The sequence below is a fragment of the Streptomyces sp. NPDC055239 genome, from assembly GCF_053606205.1.
This window is the reverse complement of sequence record NZ_JBSGRD010000005.1, coordinates 1-23,642: the sequence shown is the minus strand read 5'-3', so window position 1 is coordinate 23,642 and position 23,642 is coordinate 1. Positions and strand designations below refer to the sequence as shown.

The window sequence follows — 23,642 nt, the reverse complement described above, 5'->3', positions numbered from 1 at the left end:
CTGGCTCAGGGCTGCAGGGCCTCAAGCCCGGACAAATGACCCGATATGGTTGTCGTGCCCTCTTGACAATACCTCTGCGGCTGGCTAGGTCGCCCGCCGGACAAAGGCCCCTGTTTAGCGGGCCCAAAGGCCTCCTCCCCAGGATCGGGCGGAGCAGCCGTGAGAGGGGAAGGGTTCTGTGACGGAGGAGGGGAAGACGGCAGAGACGGAAGAGGCAGAAGGCGGCGTTCGACGGGTGAGCGGCGGCCGGTTCCCGGCCATGGAACAATCAGACCGGCTCACACGCATCAACAGCGAGCAGGAGACACAGCACGATGCGCATCGGAATTCTCACCGCAGGCGGCGACTGCCCCGGCCTCAACGCTGTGATCCGGTCGGTCGTGCACCGAGCCGTCACGCATTACGGCGACGAGGTCATCGGCTTCGAGGACGGTTACGCGGGCCTGCTCGACGGCCGCTACCGCTCCCTGGGTCTCAACGAGGTCAGCGGCATCCTGGCCCGTGGCGGAACGATTCTGGGCTCCTCTCGCCTGGAGCGCGACCGCTTCCGCGCGGCCTGCGAGGACGCGCCCGCGCTCGCCAAGGAGATCGGCTTCGACGCCCTGATCCCCATCGGCGGCGAGGGCACGCTCACCGCCGCGAAGATGCTGTCGGACGCGGGCCTGCCGGTGGTGGGCGTCCCGAAGACGATCGACAACGACATCTCCTCCACGGACCGCACGTTCGGCTTCGACACGGCGGTGGGCGTGGCCACGGAGGCGATGGACCGCCTCAAGACGACGGCCGAGTCCCACCAGCGCGTCATGGTCGTCGAGGTCATGGGCCGCCACGCGGGCTGGATCGCCCTCGAGTCGGGCATGGCGGGCGGCGCCCACGGAATCTGCCTCCCCGAGCGCCCCTTCGACCCCGCTGACCTGGTCAAACTGGTCGAGGAGCGGTTCTCGCGCGGCAAGAAGTTCGCGGTGATCTGCGTGGCCGAGGGAGCGCACCCGCAGGAAGGCACCATGAACTACGGCGTGGGCGCGATCGACCAGTTCGGCCACGAGCGCTTCCAGGGCATCGGTACGGCACTCGCGTACGAACTGGAGACCCGCCTCGGCAAGGAGGCCAAGCCGGTCATCCTGGGCCACGTCCAGCGCGGCGGCACCCCGACCGCGTACGACCGCGTCCTCGCCACGCGCTTCGGCTGGCACGCGGTGGAGGCGGTGCACCGCGACGACTACGGCCGGATGACGGCGCTGCGGGGCACGGACATCACGATGGTGCCGCTCGCGGAGGCGGTCACCGAGCTGAAGACGGTCCCGAAGGACCGGATGGACGAGGCGGAGTCGGTCTTCTAGGGGCTCCTTAATCGGGCGGCCGGGGCGGTCTCAGCCCTTGGCCGCGCCCCGGACCAGAGCCCAAAAATGCTCGAGGATCTTGTCGAGGAAATCCCGCCCGGCACTCCCCGACGCATCGGCCCCGGCCCCGCCGCCCCAACTGAGCGTCCGCACCATCCGCGACTGGTAGTCGGCGTGCAGTTGCTGCAACACGTCCTCCAGATGCCGCTTCCGTACGGGCACCATCTTGCTGACGGGCCGCACATACCCCTGCCAGCGCGATGTCACGGCGCTGCGCAACAGCTCGGCGAGCTCGTCGGCGCGCCCGGTGACAGCGATGAAGTCGGAGAGAGGCAGCTGCAGCACCTCGGCGAGGGCGGCGGACTGCCGCTCGTTGCCGCGCCAGGTGTTGGTCTCCTCCATGTGCAGATAGACCTGGATCTCGACCCCGGAGCCCCGAGCCACGTCTTCGGGCGCGAGCCCGCGCGCGAGCCGGTGCTCGCGCAGTGTCGTGGCGGCGCCCATGAGTTCACCGGGGGAGCACCACAAGGTCCCCGCGAGGGCGGTGAGCTCGGTGGAGGTGGGTGAGGCGAGCCCACGTTCCCAGGCGGAGATGGTCTCGGGGGTGATGTAGGCGAGCCCGTAGCTCGCCCGCATCCCGTAGGCGACATGCCCGTGCGCCATCCCGAGGGCCTCACGGAGGCGACGGGCGGCGGGGAAGTTGAACGGGGGTGTGGGCTGGTGAGGCGGTTGGCTCGGTTGCACGGGCACACGGTATGGGCGCGGGGGCCTTGCGACTACGGTGCGTTCCTACGAGGTTGCGGATTGGTGCGAAGCTACGGGGCCGGGTGCGTCCGACCGTGTGTCCAGTGCATGCCTGTGCCGACCGCCTGCCTGTTGTGTCGACCGCCTACCGGTTGATGGACTGAATCTCCTGGACCACCACGTCCTGATCCGCGCCGAACTCTCCTTCGGGGAGCTCCTGTGGTTCGTTCACTCCGGTGCCGGTCCAGTGGATCTTCCACGTGACCGTCGCCTTGAGCGGGTACGAGCCGTCGCCGGAGGAGCGGAGGTACTTCACGCCGCAGGGCGGGTCCTGCTCGGACTTGCCCTTGGCGTACGGTTCGCCGATCTTGCCGTTCTCGATCGGGCAGACCCCGGAGGCGGGGTAGGTCTCGGCGTCCTTCGTTCCCGGGTCGATCTTGAGGGAGACCGGCTCGGCGGTAGTCGTCGCCTCGATGCCGATGTCGGGGACGGAGGCCGTCACCGACACCGGCTTGAACTCCGCCTTGTCCAGCCACGCCCAGGTCGGCAGGTTGACCTTCGTCTCGCCCTCAGGGGCGAGGGCCACCTTGGTGCCGGGTACGCGGACTTCGGCGTACGCGAGCTTCGCGAGCATCTCGGGAGTTATCGCTTCGGGGATGTCGGCCGGGGGCGGGTCACCTTTGTCGACCCAGAAGGTGCGCTTGTTGCAGGCGTCCCAGCCGGGCGGGTAGGTGTCGTTGGAGAAGGACGTCCACCAGTAGCCCTTGCCCGCCTTGTCCAGATTGAAGTCCTTGTAGGGCTCACCGTCCACGTACCGCTTGCGCTGCTCCAGATCCCACTCAGGGCCGGTCGACTCGGCCTGCCAGATCGGCTCGACGTACTTCTTGAACTGGGCGGGGGAGTACTTCGGGGCGTACCAGCAGGCGGGCGGGGTCCAGTTCGTGGCGGGGGCCACGGGGCCGGCCTTGGCTCCGGTGCCGTTCTTGGAGCGGTCGTAGACGATGCCGGATGCGGTGGATGAGACCGTACCGTCGTCCTTGGCGTCGCCGGAGGCATGGCTGTCGGATCCCGGATCCTGGGCTCCGCCACCGATCCCGTTGTCAGCCGCCGCCGGGGCGGCCGTAAGAACCACGCAGCCGAGGGCGGCGACGGTCAGGGCTTTCAAACGGAGTCTTACGGCTGGCATTTGGCGCTCCCCCGAGTCGAATTCAATTCCGTGGTGACCCAGACGCCCGCTTCGTTCCTCTGCAGCTTGGTGGCATAGAGGACATAGCTGTTCTTCGTAGCGGGAGTCTTGTCGACCTTGTCCTTCTTGAGGTACTTGTCGTAGGCCTTGCTCTGGTCCTCGCAGTACACGAGGGACGCGGTGCTGCCGTCACCCGAGATCTCCGGGTTGTAGTAGCGGTAGGCGCCGGTGGTGCGCGCCTTCGCATCGACGTAAGCCTTGATGAACTTCTGCGTCTGAGCGGCAGCTTCCCCTTCGTAATAGAAGCGGTACGCCTTGTTCATCGGGTCCTGCTCGGCAATGGCCATGTCGACCGCCTGGATGGACTGCTCACCGTCGGCCAGGATCGCGTCATCGGCCTTCTTGCCCGTCTTCGGCCAGTCGAAGGTGTACTTCAAGTCGGAAGGCAGGTCGATCTTAGGGCGCTCGGCGCCCTCTTGGGCCGACGCACTTGGCGAAGGCGACTTCTCCGCGCCCCCCTTGTCGGCCCCGGCGATCTTGTCGCTGTCCTTGGACCCGTCGTCACTGCTGCCGCAGGAGGAGAGCAGCAGAGCCGCGGATACGGCGAGCGCGGACGTCGCTAGGCGGAGAGGGCGGTTCACTGTCGGCTCCTGGTGAGGGTGAGAGTTAGCGCGAGTTAAGTACGCTAGTGGGCGCTGATCGGTGGCACCAGAGAGATATCTGGCGATCATTGGGGCGTCAGGTGCCTATCCCGGTGAATCCGGGCAACGATTCACTCCCAGGGTTCGCGCAGCGGTTTGCGCTTCCACCACGTGCCGAGGTCCGCCTCGGGCAGCCGCTCCGGCGGGTGCACCCAGGGGCACAGCGACCCCTCCGAGTCCGGGGCCGTCGCCGCGTCGAAGCGGGCGTCGAGGGTCGCCAGGAGCCGCCCCAGGGGGCCTTCACGTGCCTCCGGCGGGAGTGCGGTCATCACCTGGTCCAGGGAATCCCGGGATTCGAGGTCGTTGCCGTACTCGATGATGAAGTAGAGGACCCCGCTTGGGTCCCGGTCGGGTTCCAGGCGCCGTACGAGCCGTTCCCAGGAGGCGACGCGGTGGGCCACCGAGTACACCGGGGCCGTGATCGTCGGACGCAGGTGCGGGGCCACACGCGATCGTTCGAGCTCCAGGCGTTCCGCGTCCGACCGGGCCATGGCAACCCGCAGCGGTTCCGAAAGCTCCGACCACACCGCCTCGCTCAGTGGTGCGTCCCAGAACACCTCGGGGGAAGGGAAGTACAAGTGGTGGCCCTTCTGGAAGCGAAGTGAGGAGTGCGCATGGGGACTGTACGGAAAGCCATGGACCTTGAGGCCTATATGGAGCTGGCACGCAATGGGCCCTGTTTTGTCTGCGCGTTCCTTGCCGGGGACCCCGGCTACCCGCATCACACCATCCACGAGGACGAGGATCACATCGCATTTCTCGATCGGTGGCCCACCCTCCCGGGGAAGGTCCTCGTCGCCCCGAAGGCTCATGTCGAGCACGCCGTAAGGGAGTTGGACGAAGCCGCCTATGTGCGGCTCATGCTCTTCCTGCGGCAAGTCACCCTTGCCGTCGAGCACGTCTTCGACTCCGAGCGGACCTACCTCTACTCCCTGGGGAGCCAGGAAGGGAACAGTCATCTGCATTGGCACATCGCCGCTCTGCCGCCCGGGGTTCCGTACTCCGAGCAGCAGTTCCACGTCCTGATGAGCGAGAACGGTGTTCTGGACGTGCCGTCGGACGAAGCAGCCGACGTCGCCGCGCGGATCCGGGACGCAGTACTTACTGCTCCGTGGGCGTGAACTTCCCTTCCACCTTGCCGATTTCGGACCACTGGTGGCCTTTGCGGCGGTCGAATCACAGCTGAGGCGTCGGGTATGGCGTCCTGTATTTTCTCCGCGACGGCAGCGACCCCGCCGCCCCCACAATCCGCTCAAGGGTCGTCGCCGCATCCGCAGGTCGGTCAGCGGGGTCCTTCGCGAGCAGGTCCGGGACCAGGCGCTCCAGCGGCGCCGTGGCCTCGGGCCGTGCCCGCGACGGCCGCAGTGCCGGTGAACGGCGGGTGGCCGACGAGGAGTTCGTAGAGCACGCAGCCGAGCGCGTACAGGTCGGTGCGGCGTCGCCCGCCTCCTGGCGGAACCTCTCCGGCGCTGGATACGGCACGCTGCCGAACGGCAGCTGCCCCGTCTGCGTGAGGCGCGATTCGCCGGCGGGTCCGGCGGCCGGAGGGGCGAAGGTCACCCCTTCACCGCGCCTCCCAACGCGAAGCCGCCACCCAGGCGGCGCGAGATCAGGACGTACAGGAGGATCACCGGCGTCGAGTAGATGATCGAGAACGCCGCCAACTGCCCGTAGACGACCGTGCCCTTGTTGCCGAAGAAGTCATTGATGCTCACCGACGCGGGCATCTGCTCCGGCGAGAGCAGGAGCATGAACGGGACGAAGAAGTTGCCCCACATCATCACGAAGGAGAAGACCGTCACCACCGCGACCCCCGGGCCCATCAGGGGGAGCACGATCCGCAGCAGGGACTGGAACGACGACGCGCCGTCCGTCCACGCCGCCTCCTCCAACTCCTTGGGGACCCCGTCCATGAAGTTCTTCATCAGCCAGATGGCGAAGGGGAGCTGGGACGCGGCGAAGAAGAAGATGGTGCCCTGCATCGTGTCGATCAGGTCGACCTGGACGAACAGCGCGTACACCGGGACCATGATCGCGGTGATCGGCAGGCTCGTCGCGAAGAGGATCGTCAGCATGAAGGGGCGGTTCAGGCGGGACTTGAAGCGGGAGAGCGGGTACGCGGCGAGTGCCGCGCAGACCACCGTCAGGAGGGTGCCGCCGCCGCACAGAAGCAGGCTGTTGAGGAGGGGCGTGAAGGTGATCTCCGGGGTGAGGACCGCGTCGTAGTTGTCCAGGGTGATGCCGTCGGGGACCTTCACCTTGAGGTCGGCCTTGGTGTCGAGCGACGACAGGATCACCCAGGCAAGGGGGAGCACGAACGCGGCCGCGACCACGAGCAGCCCCGCGTCCGCCGCGAGACGGCGGCCGGTGCGGCGCGACGTGAGGCTTCGAGCAGAACTGAGGCCCCGAGCAGGTGACTTGACGGTGTTGGCGGACACTCAGACCTCCGTGCGGAGCAGGCGCATATAGACGAGGGAGAAGAGTGAGCCGACGACCAGGAGCAGAAGCGCCACCGCAGTGCCGTACCCGATCATGCTCTTCTGGAAGGCCTGTTCGTACATGAACAGGGGGAGGGTCTGGCTGCGGTTTCCCGGGCCGCCTCGCGTCATCACCCAGATCAGGCCGAAGACGGAGAGGGTCTGGAGGGTGTTCAGCATCAGGTTCGTGCCGATGGAGCGGCGGATCATCGGGAGCGTGATGTGCCACATGCGGCGCCAGCCGCCCGCGCCGTCCACCTCGGCCGCCTCGGTGATCTCCTTGGGGATCTCGTTCAGGGCCGCCGAGTAGACCAGCATCGAGAACGCCGTCCCCCGCCACACGTTGGCGAACGACACCGCCAGGATCGGCAGCGTGTACATCCAGTTCTGGGAGGGGAGGTGGAGGAAGTCCAGGACCGCGTTCAAGGTGCCCTCGCGGCGGAAGAACGCGTACAGGAGGAAGGCCGCCACCACTTCGGGCAGCACCCACGCCGTGATCACGATCGCCCCGGTGAGCGTGCGGACCGGCTTCGACGCCCGCTGCATCAGGGACGCGAGCGCGAGGCCGATGGTGTTCTGCCCGATGAGCGACGAGACGACCGTGAAGACCAGGGTCAGCCAGACCGCGTTGAGGAACGCCTCGTCGCCGAACGCCTTACGGAAGTTGTCGAACCCGACGAAGCTCGACTCCGCCTGTCCTGTGAGCTGGAGGTCGGTGAAGGCGATGTAGGCGCAGTAGCCGATCGGTCCCGCCAGAAACAGGAGCAGGAGGATGACGGCGGGAGACACGGGCAGCGCGCGGGACAGTGCCCGGCCCGTCAGCTTGCCGCGTGACGGGGGCTGTGACGCGCGTGGGGCGCCCGGGCCCGGCGCGGTCTTCGCGATGTCGCCGGGCCCGGCGGGGGGTGCGGTGGTCACCTCGGGACACTCACTTCCCTTGCGTACGGATCACATCCCTTGCGTACGGATGCGTACAGGCGCGTACGGATGCGTACGGACAGGCGTCGGCTACTTCTTGACGACCTTGCCGTCCGCCGCCGCCTTGACCTCGTCGTCGTATCCGCTCGCCGCTTCGGCCACGGAACCGTCGCCCGTCGTGACCTTCTCCATGGCCTCCTGCACGGCGGTGGAGACCTTCGGGTACGCCGGGTACGCCGGGCGGTAGTTGGTCGAGGGCACCAGGTCGGTGAAGAACTTCAGACCGGGCTGCGCCTTGAGGTACGTGGGGTCGGCCGCGACGTCCTTGCGGACCGCGATGCCCGAGTTCGCCACGTACCACTTCTGGGCGTTGGCCTTGGTCTGCATCGTCTCGATGAACCTGAAGGCCAGGTCGGGGTTGGACGCCTTGGAGGGGATCGCCCAGGTCCAGCCGCCGGACATGCTCACCTTGCCGGGAGCCTCGCCGTTCTGGGTCGGCATGTGGGCCAGGCCCAGCTTCTTCGACCACTCGGGCCACTCGTGACCCGCGCCCTTGCCCCAGTCCTGCGGCAGCCAGGAGCCGTCGAGGTTGATGCCGAGCTTGTCCTCGGGGAGGAGCTCGCCGCGGACCCGGGTGGCGAAGTTCGGGTCGAGGGCGTCGGTGACGTCAGGGCCGAGCTTCTCCTTGTAGACCGTCTCGACGAACTTCAGGGAGTCCTTGAAACCCTGGCTGCCGGTGACCCACTTCTTGGACTTGGGGTCGTACATCGGGTTCTGCCCCGTGCCGTACAGGAGCATCTCCATGCCCTGCATGGTGGCCGCCTCGCCCGCGGGCTTGCCCGTGTAGACGTTCAGGGGCGTGACGCCGGGGACCTTCTTCTTGATGGTCCGGGCCGTCTCGAGGATGTCGTCCCACGACTTCGGCTGCCAGTTCGCGGGAAGACCGGCCTTCTTGAAGATGCCCTTGCTGAACCAGAGGCCGCGCGTGTCGGTGCCGTCCGGGACGCCGTACGTCTTGCCGTCCGCCGCCTTCGCCGCCGTCTTGGACGTGGCGATGAACTGGTCCCAGTCCTTCCACTTGTTCAGATAGGGATCGAGCGGCTTCAGGTAGCCGCTGGTGATGTCCGAGTTGATGAGGAAGGTGTCCTCGTAGACCAGGTCGGGCGCGGTCTTCGGGGAGCGCATCATCTGCTGCAGCTTGGTGTAGTACTCGGAGTCCGGCGCCTTGATCGGCACCAGCTTCACGTTCTTGCCGGGGTTCGCCTTCTCGAACTGCTTCTTGATGTCCGCCAGATAGGTGTCCATGACCTTGATCTGGTTGTCCGTGGACTGCTTGAAGGAGATCTTCACGGTGTCCGGATCGTCGCCGGAGCCCCCGCCGCACGCGGTGAGGGTGCCGGCGGCGACCAGGGCGGTGGCGAGGAGCAGCGGGGTGGTGGGACGCACGGGCACGACCTCCTACTGGCCGACGCGGCTGGGTTACCACGCAGGGCGCAACGCGGGGCTGCCCGGTGAACGTAAGGGCGGGCTCGGAGCAAGGTCAATGCCCGTGCGTCGTCCCTTGTCATCAACGTGACAACGTTGTTATTGGAGGCGGCGTCCGAGCGTTACCGGTGGGTCCGCGAGCTGCTAATCGGCTTATGCGGGCGGGAAGTTGAAGCGGCGGCAGGTTGAAGCGCCGGGAGGTTGAAGCGTCAGGTGGCCGACGTGAGCCAGCGGTACACGTACTCGGGGCGGCCCACGTGACCGTACTGCGGAGTGCGTGATGCGCGGCCCGTGGTGACCAGGTGCTCCAGGTACCGGCGCGCGGTGATGCGGGAGATGCCCACGGTCTCGGCGGCGACCGCGGCGGTGACGCCCTCGGGGGGCGCGTCGCGCAGGGTGCGGGTCACCCTCTCCAGGGTGGGGCCGCTGAGCCCTTTGGGCAGGGCGGCGGGGCTCGGCGCGCGCAGGGTGGCAAGGGCGCGGTCCACCTCGTCCTGCCCAGTGGCCTCGCCCGCCGCGGTGCGGAACTCGGCATAGCGGGTGAGGCGGTCGCGGAGGGTGGCGAAGGTGAAGGGCTTCAGTACGTACTGGACGACGCCGAGGGAGACTCCCTCGCGTACGACCGTGAGATCGCGGGCCGACGTGACGGCGATGACGTCCGCGTGGTGGCCCGCGGCCCGCAGGGTGCGGGCCAGCTGGAGGCCGTGGCCGTCGGGGAGGTGGAGGTCCAGGAGGAGCAGGTCCACCTCTGTGCGGTCCAGGGCGCGTTTCGCCTCGGCGGCGCTGTGTGCCTTGCCCACGGCGTGGAAGCCGGGGATGCGGTTCACGTAGAGGACGTGGGCGTCGGCCGCGACAGGGTCGTCCTCGACGACCAGAACCCGGATCGGCTCGGTCACTTGGTGCCTCCGTCTGCTGCGTCCGGTGTACTGGACGCCTCGTCATCGGCACCCGGCGTCGAGGGTTGTGCACCTGACGTCGAGGGGTGTGCGCCCGGCGTCGAGGTCGTGGGCTGTGCACCCGGTGTCGAGGTCGTGGGCTCTGCGCCCGGTGTCGAGGCCGAGGGTTGTGTACCCGGCGTCGACGTTTCCGCCCGTCTGTTCCGCTCTTCGGAACGCCTGCCCGCAACAGGAGCGGCCGAGTTCAGGCGGACCTCGAACTCGGCGCCCCCCTCCGGCGAATCCCGCACGGTCAGTGTCCCCTCATGCTTCGTCACCGTCTGGTGGACCAGGGCCAGGCCGAGGCCGCGCCCCGCCGTGGCCTTCGTCGACCAGCCGCGCTGGAAGACCGCCTCCGTATGGGCGGGGTCCACTCCGGAGCCCGTGTCCGACACCCGCAGCGTAAGACCCGCCTCGTCCGCGTGTGCCGTCACTGTCACACGGGCCGCGGGCGAGCCCTGGGCCGCGTCCACCGCGTTGTCGATCAGGTTGCCGAGGACCGTCACCAGGTCGCGCGCGGGCAGGTCGGCGGGCAGCATGCCGTCGTCGATGCTGCTTTCAGGGGAGACGACGAGCTCCACGCCGTGCTCGTTCGCCTGGGCCGCCTTGCCCAGGAGCAGGGCCGCGAGTACCGGCTCGCTCACCGCCGCGACCACCTGGTCCGTCAGCGTCTGGGCGAGCTCCAGCTCGGCCGTGGCGAAGTCGACCGCCTCGTCGGCGCGGCCAAGCTCGATGAGGGAGACCACCGTGTGGAGGCGGTTCGCCGCCTCGTGGGCCTGCGAGCGCAGGGCCCGGGTGAAGCCGCGCTCCGAGTCCAGCTCACCGGTGAGGGCCTGGAGCTCGGTGTGATCACGCAGGGTGACCACGGTTCCGCGGCGCTCACCGCTCGACACGGGGGACGTGTTGACCACGACCACTCGGTCCGCCGTCAGGTGCAGCTCGTCCACCCGGGGCTCGGCCGCGAGGAGCGCGCCCGTCAGCGGGGCGGGCAGGCCCAGCTCGGCGACGTTACGGCCGACGAGATCGCCCGAGACGCCGAGCAGCTCGCGCCCTCCGTCGTTGATGAGGGCGATGCGCCGCTGCCCGTCCAGCATCAGCAGCCCCTCGCGCACCGCGTGCAGAGCCGCCTCGTGGTAGTCGTGCATGCGGCTCAGCTCGCCGGCGTTCATGCCGTGGGTGTGGCGGCGCAGGCGGGCGTTGATGACGTACGTGCCGAGGCCGCCGAGCGCGAGCGCGCCCGCCGCGACGCCGAGCAGGGTGAGCAGCTGTTCCCGTGCCGTCTGGCTGATCACCTCGATGGTGATGCCCGCGCTGACCAGGCCGGTGATGCGGCCGCTGCCGTCGGGGGCCAGGATCGGGGTGACCACGCGCACGGAGGGGCCAAGGGTTCCCGTGTACGTCTCGGTGAAGGTCTTGCCCCGCAGGGCCTGTGCCCGGTGGCCGAGGAAGCGCTCGCCGATCTGGTCCTTGTCGGGGTGCGTCCAGCGGATGCCGTCCGGGTCCATGATCGTGACGAAGTCGACCCCGGTGTGCCGCAGCACGTCGGTCGCGTACGGCTGGAGGGTCTCCGTCGGATTTCGGCCACGTACGGCCTCACGTACCGAAGGGGAGTCCGCGACCGCCCGCGCCGCCGCCGTGGCCTGGCGGCGTGCGCCTTCCTCGGCCTGGTGCCGGTCGCTCAGGAACGTGAAGAGGGCGCACCCGGCCACCACGAAGGTGACGAGCACGATCTGCATCGCGAAGAGCTGACCGGCGAGGCTGCGGGGCCGGGGCGGGCGGGCGAGGGACATGGTGCCCAGTCTGCCTCGCTCTATAAGTGCGAACTAAATGAACGTAAGGGTGACCGCCCTCACAGGGCGAGAGATAGTCACCCGAGATTCGCCTGCCCAGGACGTGAGCCGCACGCACTGGCCGAAAACGCCGACGTAGTCGTTCAAGGAGGGCCCTCGTGGCCGACACCACCGACAGCCAGGTGGCACCTGCGCCCGCAGCCAAGCGGGACCGCACCCACTACCTGTACATCGCAGTCATCATCGCCGTCGTCTTCGGTATCGGTGTCGGACTGCTCTTCCCCGACTTCGCCAAGGAGCTCAAGCCGCTCGGCACCGGCTTCGTGAACCTGATCAAGATGATGATCTCGCCCATCATCTTCTGCACGATCGTCCTGGGCGTCGGCTCGGTCCGCAAGGCCGCCAAGGTCGGCAAGGTCGGCGGTCTCGCGCTCGGCTACTTCGTCGCGATGTCGGTCGTCGCGCTCGCCATCGGTCTGCTCGTCGGCAACATCCTGCACCCGGGCTCCGGCATGGACATCTCCGACTCCGAGAAGGGCGCGGGTCACGACGCGGCCGAAGAGGCGAACAAGGGTCTCGTCGACTTCGCGCTCGGCATCATCCCGAAGACGATCGTCTCCGCCTTCACCGAGGGCGAGGTACTGCAGACGCTGCTCGTCGCGCTGCTCGTGGGCTTCGCGCTGCAGGCCATGCGCGGCTCCGGAGAGCCGATCCTGCGGGGCATCGGGCACATCCAGCGCCTCGTCTTCCGCGTGCTCGGCATGATCATGTGGGCCGCCCCGGTCGGCGCGTTCGGCGCGATGGCGGCGGTGGTCGGCGAGACCGGCGTCGACGCCCTGAAGGCCCTTGCCACGATCATGATCGGGTTCTACGTCACCTGTGCGCTGTTCATCCTGATCGTGCTCGGCACGCTGCTGCGCCTGGTGACCGGCGTCAACCTCTTCAAGCTCCTGAAATACCTGGGCCGAGAGTTCCTGCTCATCCTGTCCACCTCCTCGTCCGAGTCCGCGCTCCCGCGGCTCATCGCGAAGATGGAGCACCTGGGTGTCAGCCGCCCGGTCGTCGGCATCACCGTCCCGACGGGCTACTCCTTCAACCTCGACGGCACGATGATCTACCTGACCATGTCGTCGCTCTTCATCGCCGAGGCGATGGACCAGCCGCTCGGCATCGGTGAGCAGGTCTCCCTGCTCCTGTTCATGATGATCGCGTCCAAGGGCGCGGCGGGTGTCTCCGGTTCCGGCATCGCGGTCCTCGCGAGTGGTCTGCAGTCGCACAAGCCGGGCCTGGTGGACGGCGTCGGCCTGATCATCGGCGTCGACCGCTTCATGAGCGAGGCCCGCGCCCTGACCAACTTCGCGGGCAACGCGGTGGCGACGCTCCTTATCGGTACGTGGACCAAGGAGGTCGACCGCCAGCGGGTGGACGAGGTCCTCGCGGGACGGCTGCCGTTCGACGAGAAGACGCTGCTCGACGACGACGCGTCCGAGTCCGGGTCCGACTCCGACTCCGGGTCCGGCAATGCGGACGCGGACGGGGCGGACGCGGTCCCGGCGCAGCCTGAGGGCAGCGAGAAGAAGTCCCTGACGGCTTCCTGATTTTCCTGGCGGCTCAGCGCCGCCGGTCACCGAATCGGTGGCCCGTGAGGCGGGCAGGTCCGCCGCGATCAGCAACGTGATCGCGGCGGACCTGCCCGCCTTTTCCGTTCGTACAACACCGCACGCATTAGAGTGAAACGGTGACCTCCATGCCGGAAAAACCGTCTCCACGGATCAGCGAAGGCGTCCGCGACGCAGCGGTGCAGCGCCTACAGGAGGCGTATGCGGAAGGGCACATCACCCATGAGGAGATGGACGAACGCCTCCACCAGGCGCTGACCGCCAAGGCGCACAGCGATCTGGAGTCGGCGCTGGCCTCGCTCCCGGCACAGGACGCGGGCACCACGTCCACGATCGCCGCCGCGGGCGGACGGATCCAGCGGCGCGGCGCCTGGCGGGTGTCCCGGCACCTCAAGGTCGAGTCCGCGTTCGGCAGGGTGAACCTGGACCTGTCCCGGGCGGTCCTCGAACACCCGGTGGTGGACATCGAGTTGCAGCTCGGCACCGGCAGGGCCAGGATCACGGTGCCTCGCGACGCGACCGTCGACGTCGAGGGTCTGAACACCGGATGGAAGGACCTCGACTACAAGCCCGGACGGCACTCCAGGCCCGGCGGGCCGACGATCCGGATCTCCGGGGCCATGGGCTTCGGCAAACTGAAGATCCGCCACGCACGCCGGGACGCGGGCACGGAGAGGTGACGTCGGGGCGCTCGGCGTCGGCACCCTCGTCGTGAAGCCGCTGCGACACGTCACCGGCGTACACGAGTTGGACACCGGGGAGAGTGCCGAGCTCGGCCCCCTGATGACCCGGGTCACCGCCGCCGTGCGCGCGGAGGCGGGCGACGAGTGCGAGCAGGTGTACGTCTGCCTCTGGTCACACGCCGGGCGGGTGCCCGGTCATATCCACTTCGTGGTGCAGCCCGCCCGTACGTCCGACATCGACCGCCACGGCGGTGTGTACGGGCCCGCCCTCCAGGCGGCGATGTTCGCCGAGGACGCCGAGCCGGACCCCGGTGCGGTGGAGGACTTCTGCGTACGGGTGCGGCGTGCGTTGAACGAGCATGCGCCGGATGGTGATTCCGCCATCTAGGTGGGCCCGTGTGCAAACTGTTGACTGTTATTCAAACCTGCCAGTAACTTCAGCGTTGTACCACTGAGAACCGCCGAAAGCCGCTGAAGCCTGCCCAAAATGCCCCCACAGCAAGGCTGTTGGTACCTGCGGCCTGCTCGCACCTCTCCGGGAATGACCCCCCACCGGATTCCTCGGATTCATCGGATTCAAAGGAGACTCCAGATGGCGATCCGCACCCGTGCCCTGCGTCTGGCGGCAGCCCTCGCCGCCGTCACCACCGCCACCGTCGGCCTGGCCTCCGCACCCGCCCAGGCCACCGGCGGCGACCCGCTCGACTACGTCGCCCTCGGCGACAGCTACAGCGCCGGATCCGGCGTCCTGCCCCTCGACCTGACCGCGCCGCTCCTCTGTGCACGCTCGACGGCCAACTACCCGCACGTCGTGGCCAAGCGCATCGGCGCCAAGCTCAAGGACGTGACCTGCGGCGGGGCCCAGACCAAGGACTTCGCCGGGTCGCAGTACCCCGGTGTCGCCCCGCAGCTCGACGCCGTCACCGCCGACACCGATCTCGTGACGCTGACCATCGGCGGCAACGACAACAGCACCTTCATCAGCGCGATCCTCGCCTGCGGCAGCGCCGGCGTGCTCTCCGGCGGCAAGGGCAGCCCCTGCAAGGACGCCAACGGGGACAAGTTCACCAAGCAGATCGACGCCAATACGTATCCGGCGCTGAAGACCGCCCTGCGAGCAATCAAGGCCAAGGCCCCGCACGCGCGCGTCGGCGTGCTCGGCTACCCGTGGATCGTCCCGGCCCAGGCCGACCCCACGTGCTTCGCCAAGATGCCGATCGCCACGGGTGACATCCCCTATCTGCGGGACCTCCAGACGCACTTGAACAAGGCCGTGCAGCGCGCCGCGTCCGAGACGGGTGCGACGTTCGTCGACATGGCCGCCGCATCGGAGGGTCACGACGCCTGCAAGCCGCAGGGCACCCGCTGGATCGAGCCCGTGCTGTTCGGCACGAACTTCGTCCCGGTCCACCCGAACGCCCTCGGCGAGTCCGGGATGGCCGACCAGGCCATCGGCGTGCTGAAGCTGGGCTGACAGGACCGACAGGACCGACAGGACTGACAGGACTGACAGGACTGACAGAGCTGATAGAGCTTTCCGCGGGTCCCAACTCCCTCCCCATGCTTACCTTTTCGTAAGTAGCTGACTAATTAGTCGGTACTTGTGGGGAGTTGGGCGCCCGTCAAGCATGGTCGTCATGACGAACCAGAGCCACAATCCTTCCGATACCCCTGTCACCGTCCTCGGCCTCGGCGCCATGGGGCAGGCCCTCGCCGGTGCCTTCCTCAAGGCCGGTCACCCCACCACCGTCTGGAACCGCACGCCCGGCAAGGGCGACGATCTGGTGGCCGCGGGCGCGACCCGCACCGCCACCGCCGCCGAGGCGGTCCGCGCCTCGGACGTGGTGATCGTCTGCCTCTACGACTACGACGTCTCGCGGACGGTGCTCGGCCCGATCGCCCCGGACCTGGCGGGGCGCGTCCTCGTCAACCTCACCTCGGACACCCCGGAGCGCTCGCGCGAGGCCGCCGCCTGGGCCGCCGGGCACGGGATCGCCTACCTGGACGGCGCCATCCTGGTGCCGGTGACGGTGATCGGCACCGCCGACGCGCTGCTCTTCCACAGTGGCCCGAAGTCCGTCTTCGACCGGCATGCGAGCACGCTCGAGGTGCTCGGCGGCAACACCGTGTACCTCGGTGAGGATCACGGACTCGCGGCCGTCTACGACAACGCCCTGCTCGACTTCTTCTGGACCAGCATGTCCGGTCTCGTGCACGCGTTCGCGCTGGCCGGGGCGGACGGCGTGAAGGGCGCGGACCTTGCCCCGTACCTGAGCGCCCTGCTCTCCATCTTCCCGGTGGCCGTCGAGTCGACGGCGGTCGAGGTCGACTCCGGCGAATACCCGGGCGACCAGGCCCCGCTCGTCACGGAGGCCGCCAACGTCGATCACGTCATCCATGCCTCCGCACACCGGGGTCTGGACGTGGAGGCCCTGAACGGCATCAAGGCGGTCCTGGACCGGGCCATCGCCAAGGGCCACGGCGCGGACGGCTGGACGGCCATCATCGAGGCCGTCCGCACACCCCAACCGGCGCACTAGCCTTGACGCCCACGTCAAGGATTACCGTCGTACGCATGCGCATCGGCGAACTTGCGGAGCGGGCCGGCACCACCACGCGGACCCTTCGGTACTACGAGTCACGGGGGCTGCTGCCCGCCCGTCGCAGTGGCAATGGATATCGCACCTACGACGAGGACGACGTACGCCTCCTCGATCAGATCAGGACCTTGCAGGACTTCGGGTTCGATCTGGAGGAGACGCGGCCGTTCGTGGAGTGTCTGCGTTCGGGGCATCCGGCGGGCGACTCCTGCCCCGCGTCACTCGACGTCTACCGCCGCAAGCTCAGTGAACTCGACTCGCTGATAGGGGAGTTGAGCGCGGTGCGCGAACAGGTGGGTGCGCAGCTCGTGCGCGCCGAGGCGGCGGTTCCGGGGGGTCCGGACCCGCAGTGCGGGCTGACGGGCCGACGGGCCGAGGGAGAGGGGACGTAAGCATGGCGATGGTCAAGGCGGACGGTGTGGCCGAGGTGACGGACGTGGACTTCGAGAGGGAGGTGCTCAAGGCGGAACAGCCGGTGCTCGTGGAGTTCGGTGCGGAGTGGTGCGGCCCGTGCCGACAGCTCGCGCCGGTGCTCAGCGAGATCTCGCGCGAGGAGGCGGACCGGCTGAGGATCGTGCAGGTGGACGTGGACCACAGTCCGCGGACCGCGATCGCGTACAACATCTTGTCCGTGCCGTCCCTGCTGGTGTTCCGGGGCGGTGAGCCGGTGAAGTCCATGGTGGGCGCACGGCCCAAGCGCAAGCTGCTCGCCGAGCTCGCTGAGGCCGGTGTGCTGTGACCTGAGCAGTCACACACAGGTGGAAAGAGAAATGCCCCGGACGAATTGACGTCCGGGGCATTTCTTCGCGTATATTAGATCCTTTCGCGACTCCCGACCCATTAGGGCAGGGCGGAATCGCGAGAATCTGTATACGAGCACTGTAACTGGCGAGGGGCTGAATTGTCAACCGAGGAATTGCGGGAAGAGCAGCAATTCGTCTCCGGGCTGTACGCGCGCCTCGACGCGCTGCGCGAGGAGGCGCAGGCCGCCGTGCAGGCGTCGTTGTCGCAGGTAGGCAACGGTCTGCAGGCCAGGCTTGAGCGTGACGTCCTGGTGGCCGAGCGGTCCGGACTGCTGGCCGCCTTCGACGCGGGCGAGAACGGGCTCTGCTTCGGCAGGCTCGAATTCCGCGACGGCCGTGATCACCACATCGGGCGCATCGGAATCCGTGCATCCGACATCGAACGCACCCCACTCGTGATCGATTGGCGTGCCGATGTCGCACGCCCCTTCTATCTCGCGACCGGCCATACGCCGATGGGCCTCCGCAGGCGCAGGCACATCACCATGAAGGACCGCGACGTCACGGCCCTGCACGACGAGATCCTCGATCTCGGCGACACCACCCGCACCGGGTACGAGGGCGCCGACGCCGACGAGGTGCTCCTCGCCGCGCTCGACTCGGCCCGCACCGGCCGCATGCACGACATCGTGCAGACCATCCAGGCCGAGCAGGACCGCATCATCCGCGCCCCGCACCAGGGCGTCCTCGTCGTCGAGGGCGGCCCCGGCACCGGCAAGACGGTCGTGGCGCTGCACCGCGCCGCGTTCCTCCTCTACGCCCACCGCCAGCTCCTCGCCAAGCGCGCGGTCCTGATCGTCGGCCCGAACCCCGCCTTCCTCGGCTACATCAGCGAGGTCCTGCCCGCGCTCGGCGAGACGGGCGTACTCCTCTCGACGGTCGGCGAGCTGTTCCCCGGCGTCAGCGCCACCGGCACCGACACCCCCGAGGCCGCAGAGGTGAAGGGCCGCGCCGAGATGGCGGACGTGCTCGCCGCCGCCCTGCGCGACCGGCAGCAGACCCCCGAGCCCGGCGCCCCGCTGATCATCGAGCACGACGACGGCGACCTCGTCCTGGACTGGACGATCGCGCACGAAGCGCGCGAGGCCGCCCGTGAGGCGGACGTCCCGCACAACCTCGGCCGACCGCACTTCGCCTTCCGCGTCATCGACATGCTCACCGAGCAGCTGGCCGAGCGGCTCGGCGCCGACCCGTACGGCGGCCCCAACTTCCTGGGCCCCGACGACATCGCCCAGCTCGGCAAGGCGATCGCCGCGAGCCCCGACGTGCACGCGGCCATCGAGGAGCTGTGGCCGCAGCTCACCCCGGAGCGCTTCCTCGCGGACTTCCTGGAAGAGCCGACGCCGCATCTGCCGGAGGAGGATGTCGAGCTCATCCGGCGTCCGCACGGCGGCGACTGGACCGCGTCCGACGTCCCGCTGCTCGACGAAGCCGCCGAGCTGCTCGGCAACGACGACAGCGCGGCGAAGGCGATGGCGGAGGCCGAGCGGGCCAAGCAGATCGCCTACGCGCAGGGCGTTCTCGACGTCTCGTACGCCTCACGGACGTACGAGTTCGAGGACAAGGACGACGAGGAGTCCGAGGTCCTGCTCGCGCACGACATCATCGACGCCGAGCGCATGGCCGAGCGCCAGGAGGAAGACGATCACCGCAGTGCCGCCGAGCGCGCGGCGGCGGACCGGACCTGGGCGTTCGGGCACATCATCGTGGACGAGGCGCAGGAGCTCTCCGCCATGGCCTGGCGCCTGCTCATGCGGCGCTGTCCGACCCGTTCGATGACGCTGGTCGGCGACCCCGCGCAGACGGCGGAGGCCGGCGGCTGCGGCACCTGGGAGGCGATCCTCTCCCCGTACGTCGAGGACCGCTGGGAGTACACCCGGCTCGGCGTCAACTACCGCACGCCGGTGGAGATCATGGACGTGGCCGCCGAGGTGCCCCGCGTCGAGCACCCCGACTTCCGGCCGCCGAGCTCGGTGCGGTCCACGGGCGTGCTCCCCTGGGCGCACCGATCCGACGACCTCGCCGCGGCCGTGGCCGACACGGTGGCGGCCGAGACACGGGACGACGGCCGCCTCGCGGTGATCGCCCCTCGCGAGCTGCATGCGGAGCTCGCCCCCAAGCTCCCCGGTGTGACGGCCGGGGAGGCCCCGGACCTGACGCGGGCGGTCGTACTGATCGACCCGCGTCAGGCGAAGGGCCTGGAGTTCGACACGGTCCTGGTCGTGGAGCCCGGCCGCTACGGGACGAGTGACCTGTACGTGGCCCTGACCCGGGCCACGCAACGGCTCGGCATCCTGCACACGCAGGAGCTCCCCATTGCCCTCAAGCAGGTCGAAGCCACACCGTGGCCAGCGGCGGCAGGGTGAGACGCAGGGACGCGGGGCGGCCGTGCGACGCCACTGGTTCGGTCTTGATCGGGTCCGGGTTGGTGACGTCGCCGCCGCCGTAGCGGGCCGCGTCCGTGTTCAGGACTTCGCGCCAGGCGGTGTACTCGCCGGGGACGCCGAGGCGGTACTCGTGCCGCACCACCGGTGAGAAGTGCGAGATGGCGAGGAGCGGTCCGTCGGTCGTGTCCTCGGCGGCGTACCGCAGGAACGCGAAGACGTTGTCCTCGGCGGCGTCGCCGTCGACCCAGGCGAAGCCGCCGGGGTCCGTGTCGCGCTGCCACAGCGACGGTTCACGGCGGTAGACGGTGTTGAGGTCGCGCACGAGATCGCGTACGCCTCTGTGGTCGGCCTCGGCCCCGTACGCGGGGTCGAGCAGCCACCAGTCCGGGCCGTGCCCTTCCGACCACTCGGCGCCCTGGGCGAACTCCTGCCCCATGAAGAGGAGTTGCTTGCCGGGGTGGGCCCACATGAAGCCCAGGTAGGCACGGTGGTTGGCGCGCTGCTGCCACCAGTCGCCGGGCATCTTCGACACCAGGGACTGCTTGCCGTGCACGACCTCGTCGTGAGAGATCGGCAGGACGTAGTTCTCGCTGTACGCGTACACCATCGAGAACGTCATCTCGTTGTGGTGGAACTTGCGGTGCACGGGCTCCTTCGACACGTAGTCGAGCGAGTCGTGCATCCACCCCATGTTCCACTTCAGGCCGAAGCCGAGCCCTCCGAAGCCGCCGGGGCCCTCGTGGTGCGTCGCGCGGGTCACGCCGTCCCAGGCCGTGGACTCCTCGGCGATCGTGACGACGCCGGGGGCGCGGCGGTAGACGGTGGCGTTCATCTCCTGGAGGAAGGCGACGGCGTCGAGGTTCTCGCGGCCACCGTGCACGTTCGGGGACCATTCGCCGTTCTCGCGCGAGTAGTCGAGGTAGAGCATCGAGGCGACGGCGTCGACGCGCAGCCCGTCGATGTGGTACTCCTCGCACCAGTAAGTAGCGTTCGCGACAAGGAAGTTGCGCACTTCCTTGCGGCCGTAGTCGAACTCCAGGGTGCCCCAGTCGGGGTGCGCGGCACGGCCCGGATCCTCGTGCTCGTACAGGGTGCGCCCGTCGAACTCCGCGAGCGCCCAGTCGTCGCGCGGGAAGTGCGCGGGCACCCAGTCCATCAGGACGCCGATGCCCGCTCTGTGCAGCGCGTCGACCAGGAACTTGAAGTCGTCGGGCGTGCCGAGACGGGCCGTCGGCGCGTAGAAGCCGGTGACCTGATAGCCCCAGGAGCCGCCGAAGGGGTGCTCGGCGACGGGCATCAGCTCGACGTGCGTGAACCCCAGGTCGGCGACGTAGGCGGGCAGTTGCTCGGCCAGCTGGCGGTACGTCAGGCCCGGTCGCCAGGAAGCCAGATGTACCTCGTACACGGAGAACGGCGCCTGGTGGACGGGCACCTCAGCTCTGCGCTCCAGCCAGTCCGCGTCATGCCACTCGTGGTGCGACTCGTGCACGATCGAGGAGTTCGCGGGCGGGGTCTCCGTGCGGCGGGCGAGCGGGTCGGCGCGCAGTGTCTTCGAGCCGTCGGGCCGGGTGATCTCGTACTTGTAGAGCTCGCCCTCGCCGACCGACGGCAGGAACAGCTCCCATACGCCGCTGCCGCCGAGCGAGCGCATCGGGAACCCGGTGCCGTCCCAGAAGTTGAAGTTCCCCACCACGCGCACGCCCTGGGCATTGGGCGCCCACACCGTGAAGCGCGTCCCCGTCGCCCCCTCGTGCACCATCGGGCGCGACCCGAGCGCCTTCCACAGCTGCTCGTGCCGTCCCTCGCCGATCAGATGCAGGTCGAACTCGCCGAGCGCGGGAAGGAAGCGGTACGCGTCGTGGACCTCCAGTTCGGCTTCCTCGTACGCGATGCGCAGCCGGTAGCCCTCGGGGATCTCCCGCAGCGGAAGGACCCCGGAGAAGAACCCGTCCCCGTCGTGCTTCAACTCGGCCCGCAGATCCTTGGCGACGACGGTGACGGAGCGCGCGTACGGACGCAGCGCGCGGAAGGCGATGCCGTCGCGGACGACGTGGGCGCCGAGCACTCCGTGCGGGTCGTGGTGCGTGCCCGCGAGGAGGCGGGCACGGTCGGCCTGGGGGACGGGAGACGCGGGGCTGCCGGTCTTCCGCTGCTTCGGCCGGGTCTGGCGGGGCGCCTCCGGCGTCCGTCCGGCGGGCTCCGGCTTTCGCCTGCCCTTCTTGCTGGCCTCGTCGGACGGTTTGCGCGGCTGCGGGCGGGGGGTCACAGGAGGCGTCTCCTCGGCGATGGTGGGTCAGTGGGTATCGGGCGCTTGGCCGTTGGTGGCGGGGCCGTTCGTGGCGAGCCGCTTGATCGCGGAGAGGGGTACAGGGAGCCAGTCGGGGCGGTGGCGGGCCTCGTAGAGGACTTCGTAGACCGCCTTGTCCGTCTCGTAGGCACGCAGCAGGACCGGGTCCGTACGCGGATCACGGCCGGAGACCTCCGCGTACCCCGTGCAGTACGCCGCCCGGCAGTCGCCCGCCCACTTGGGCGCCCACGGTTCGTGCGAGCGTGCCGCGTAGTCGAAGGAACGGAGCATGCCCGCCACGTCCCGCACCGGCGGCTGCGGCATCCTGCGCTCGGACAGCAGACGTGAGGGCTCGCCCTCGAAGTCGATGAGCGACCACTCCCCTGCGGGCGAGCGCAGGCACTGGCCCAGGTGCAGATCCCCGTGGATGCGCTGGGCCGTCCAGGTGGCCTCTCCGCGCCCCAGGTCGGCGAGCGCCTCGAAGGCCGTGTGCAGGGCGGGGGCGTACGGCTGCAGGGCGGGCACCGCCTTGGCCGCCGCGCCGAGGCGGTCGGCCATGCCCTCGGCGATCAGCTCCACCTGGGCGCGGCCAAGGGTGACGGTGGGCAGCGCGCGGGCGAGGGCCAGATGCACCTCGGCCGTCGCGCGGCCCAGCGCTCTCGCCTCGCCGCTGAAGTCCCGGTCGGCCGCGAGCTCCCGCAGGGCGAGCTCCCAGCCGTCCGTCGTGCCCTTCAAGTAGGGCTGGAGCACGCCGAGTACGTTCACCTCGTCCCCGACGTCGGCCAGGAACCAGGCGGCGGGAGCCGGTACCTGCGCACACCGCTCGCGGGCCAGCATCAGGGGCAGCTCCAGGTCCGGATTGACTCCGGGCACGATGCGGCGGAACAGCTTCAGGATGAACGTGTCCCCGTACACGAGCGAGGAGTTGGACTGCTCGGTGGCGAGAACCCGCGGCGCGAGGTCCTCGCCTATGTTCTTGCGCGGGTCGCGCTCGAAGCGCAGCTTGCCGACGCGCGCCTGCATCCGCAGCGCCTCCAACAGGAACCCGGACATACGGGCGTCGTGCAGCGCCTCATAAACCGTGAACCCGGCGAGCGGTCCCTGCGTCATATGCCCGATGAGCGCGGGGGCGAGCCGCGGCGGCAGTTCGCGCCGTACGCCGAGGAGGAGTTGGTAGCACTCGGCGAGCATCGGGGGCGCGCCGCCGACCTGCCCCGGTACGTGTGGCTGCCGGACCTGTATGAGCAGGTGCAGGAGACCCAACTCGGATGTGGGCGGCAGTAGTTCGGTCGCTGTGATCAGCGTGAAGTCGTTGATGGGGCGGCCTTTGCCCGCGAACCATCGCTGTCGTGGCAGCCACGCGCGCAGCAGCGGATCGAGCGAGGCGAGCAGCGCGTCCGCGGTGATACCCGGGCGGGTGACGGCTTCCGACATGGCGTCGCGTCCTTTCCGCGGTGCGGACAGGGGTGAGTGCGGGAGTGCCGGTCGTGCGGGAGAGTTCCCAGGGCGGGACGGTGGAAACCGCCCCGCGCAGGAGTAGCAGGGGTGGAGCCTACGCCGGTTCCTTGCGCAGCCGGAACCAGTAGAAGCCATGTCCGGCCAGGGTGAGCAGGTAGGGCAGTTCGCCGATGGCCGGGAAGCGCACTCCGCCGATCAGCTCGACCGGGTGGCGGCCGTTGAAGGTCTG

At 68.9% G+C, this 23,642-nt stretch carries 22 protein-coding genes; 10 read left to right on the top strand and 12 right to left on the bottom strand.

Annotated elements, in window-relative coordinates:
• Positions 1-314: 314 nt before the first annotated feature.
• Complete coding sequence (locus ACWFRJ_RS18285) at positions 315-1,340, top strand: 6-phosphofructokinase (RefSeq protein ID WP_453531270.1); 1,026 nt, start codon at positions 315-317, stop codon at positions 1,338-1,340.
• A 30-nt stretch (positions 1,341-1,370) separates the two neighbouring features.
• Here the strand turns inward: ACWFRJ_RS18285 and ACWFRJ_RS18280 are convergent, their stop codons facing one another.
• The 4 genes from ACWFRJ_RS18280 to ACWFRJ_RS18265 all read right to left on the bottom strand — a co-directional run bounded on the left by ACWFRJ_RS18280 (position 1,371) and on the right by ACWFRJ_RS18265 (position 4,549).
• On the bottom strand, positions 1,371-2,090 hold the full coding sequence (locus ACWFRJ_RS18280) for a helix-turn-helix domain-containing protein (RefSeq protein WP_453531267.1): 720 nt from the start codon (positions 2,088-2,090) through the stop codon (positions 1,371-1,373).
• Between the two features lie 139 nt (positions 2,091-2,229).
• Positions 2,230-3,270, bottom strand: a complete 1,041-nt coding sequence (locus ACWFRJ_RS18275) for a hypothetical protein (RefSeq protein WP_453531265.1) — start codon at positions 3,268-3,270, stop codon at positions 2,230-2,232.
• Positions 3,258-3,911, bottom strand: a complete 654-nt coding sequence (locus ACWFRJ_RS18270) for a hypothetical protein (RefSeq protein WP_453531263.1) — start codon at positions 3,909-3,911, stop codon at positions 3,258-3,260. Before ACWFRJ_RS18270 ends, ACWFRJ_RS18275 begins: the two co-directional genes overlap by 13 nt.
• Before the next feature lie 131 nt (positions 3,912-4,042).
• Positions 4,043-4,549, bottom strand: coding sequence for a hypothetical protein (locus ACWFRJ_RS18265; protein WP_453531260.1), 507 nt, complete (start codon positions 4,547-4,549; stop codon positions 4,043-4,045).
• 36 nt (positions 4,550-4,585) lie between these two features.
• On the opposite strand from ACWFRJ_RS18265, the gene ACWFRJ_RS18260 reads away from it, so the two are divergent.
• A complete protein-coding gene (locus tag ACWFRJ_RS18260; RefSeq protein WP_453531257.1) occupies positions 4,586-5,092 on the top strand; it encodes an HIT family protein in 507 nt (168 codons plus the stop codon).
• Between the two features lie 435 nt (positions 5,093-5,527).
• On the opposite strand, the gene ACWFRJ_RS18255 is transcribed toward ACWFRJ_RS18260, so the two are convergent.
• The 5 genes from ACWFRJ_RS18255 to ACWFRJ_RS18235 form a co-directional block, all read right to left on the bottom strand.
• Complete coding sequence (locus ACWFRJ_RS18255) at positions 5,528-6,409, bottom strand: carbohydrate ABC transporter permease (protein ID WP_453531254.1); 882 nt, start codon at positions 6,407-6,409, stop codon at positions 5,528-5,530.
• Positions 6,410-7,333 carry a carbohydrate ABC transporter permease gene (locus ACWFRJ_RS18250; RefSeq protein ID WP_453532356.1) on the bottom strand — a complete coding sequence of 308 codons (924 nt, stop codon included), beginning with the start codon at positions 7,331-7,333 and terminating at the stop codon, positions 6,410-6,412.
• A gap of 123 nt (positions 7,334-7,456) precedes the next feature.
• Positions 7,457-8,818, bottom strand: a complete 1,362-nt coding sequence (locus ACWFRJ_RS18245) for an extracellular solute-binding protein (RefSeq protein WP_453531251.1) — start codon at positions 8,816-8,818, stop codon at positions 7,457-7,459.
• A 242-nt stretch (positions 8,819-9,060) separates the two neighbouring features.
• Positions 9,061-9,747: a response regulator gene (locus ACWFRJ_RS18240; RefSeq protein WP_453531248.1), complete on the bottom strand. Its 687-nt coding sequence runs from the start codon at positions 9,745-9,747 to the stop codon at positions 9,061-9,063.
• Positions 9,744-11,576, bottom strand: a complete 1,833-nt coding sequence (locus ACWFRJ_RS18235) for an ATP-binding protein (RefSeq protein ID WP_453531245.1) — start codon at positions 11,574-11,576, stop codon at positions 9,744-9,746. The genes ACWFRJ_RS18240 and ACWFRJ_RS18235 overlap by 4 nt, the downstream gene beginning before the upstream one ends.
• A gap of 158 nt (positions 11,577-11,734) precedes the next feature.
• Between ACWFRJ_RS18235 and ACWFRJ_RS18230 the strand changes: the two genes are divergently transcribed.
• The 8 genes from ACWFRJ_RS18230 (at position 11,735) to ACWFRJ_RS18195 (ending at position 19,647) form a co-directional block, all read left to right on the top strand.
• Positions 11,735-13,174 carry a cation:dicarboxylate symporter family transporter gene (locus ACWFRJ_RS18230; RefSeq protein WP_453531242.1) on the top strand — a complete coding sequence of 480 codons (1,440 nt, stop codon included), beginning with the start codon at positions 11,735-11,737 and terminating at the stop codon, positions 13,172-13,174.
• 140 nt (positions 13,175-13,314) lie between these two features.
• A complete protein-coding gene (locus ACWFRJ_RS18225) occupies positions 13,315-13,875 on the top strand; it encodes a DUF1707 SHOCT-like domain-containing protein (protein ID WP_453531239.1) in 561 nt (186 codons plus the stop codon).
• A gap of 31 nt (positions 13,876-13,906) precedes the next feature.
• Positions 13,907-14,266 (top strand): hypothetical protein, encoded by a 360-nt coding sequence (locus ACWFRJ_RS18220; protein WP_453531236.1) that lies wholly within the window; start codon positions 13,907-13,909, stop codon positions 14,264-14,266.
• A gap of 204 nt (positions 14,267-14,470) precedes the next feature.
• Positions 14,471-15,352 carry an SGNH/GDSL hydrolase family protein gene (locus ACWFRJ_RS18215; RefSeq protein ID WP_453531233.1) on the top strand — a complete coding sequence of 294 codons (882 nt, stop codon included), beginning with the start codon at positions 14,471-14,473 and terminating at the stop codon, positions 15,350-15,352.
• A gap of 163 nt (positions 15,353-15,515) precedes the next feature.
• A complete protein-coding gene (locus ACWFRJ_RS18210; protein WP_453531230.1) occupies positions 15,516-16,418 on the top strand; it encodes an NAD(P)-dependent oxidoreductase in 903 nt (300 codons plus the stop codon).
• A 35-nt stretch (positions 16,419-16,453) separates the two neighbouring features.
• Positions 16,454-16,870, top strand: a complete 417-nt coding sequence (locus tag ACWFRJ_RS18205) for a MerR family transcriptional regulator (protein WP_453531227.1) — start codon at positions 16,454-16,456, stop codon at positions 16,868-16,870.
• 8 nt (positions 16,871-16,878) lie between these two features.
• Positions 16,879-17,217 carry a thioredoxin gene (gene trxA / locus ACWFRJ_RS18200; protein ID WP_453532353.1) on the top strand — a complete coding sequence of 113 codons (339 nt, stop codon included), beginning with the start codon at positions 16,879-16,881 and terminating at the stop codon, positions 17,215-17,217.
• 162 nt (positions 17,218-17,379) lie between these two features.
• On the top strand, positions 17,380-19,647 hold the full coding sequence (locus tag ACWFRJ_RS18195) for a HelD family protein (protein WP_453531224.1): 2,268 nt from the start codon (positions 17,380-17,382) through the stop codon (positions 19,645-19,647).
• Here the strand turns inward: ACWFRJ_RS18195 and glgB are convergent.
• The 3 genes from glgB to ACWFRJ_RS18180 form a co-directional block, all read right to left on the bottom strand.
• Positions 19,604-21,934, bottom strand: coding sequence for a 1,4-alpha-glucan branching enzyme (glgB, locus tag ACWFRJ_RS18190; RefSeq protein WP_453531221.1), 2,331 nt, complete (start codon positions 21,932-21,934; stop codon positions 19,604-19,606). The two genes, ACWFRJ_RS18195 and glgB, sit on opposite strands and share 44 nt — an antisense overlap.
• 27 nt (positions 21,935-21,961) lie before the next feature.
• Positions 21,962-23,389 (bottom strand): maltokinase N-terminal cap-like domain-containing protein, encoded by a 1,428-nt coding sequence (locus ACWFRJ_RS18185; RefSeq protein WP_453531218.1) that lies wholly within the window; start codon positions 23,387-23,389, stop codon positions 21,962-21,964.
• A 118-nt stretch (positions 23,390-23,507) separates the two neighbouring features.
• Positions 23,508-23,642 (bottom strand): alpha-glucosidase C-terminal domain-containing protein (locus ACWFRJ_RS18180; protein ID WP_453532350.1); only part of this gene is annotated, 135 nt, incomplete at its 5' end.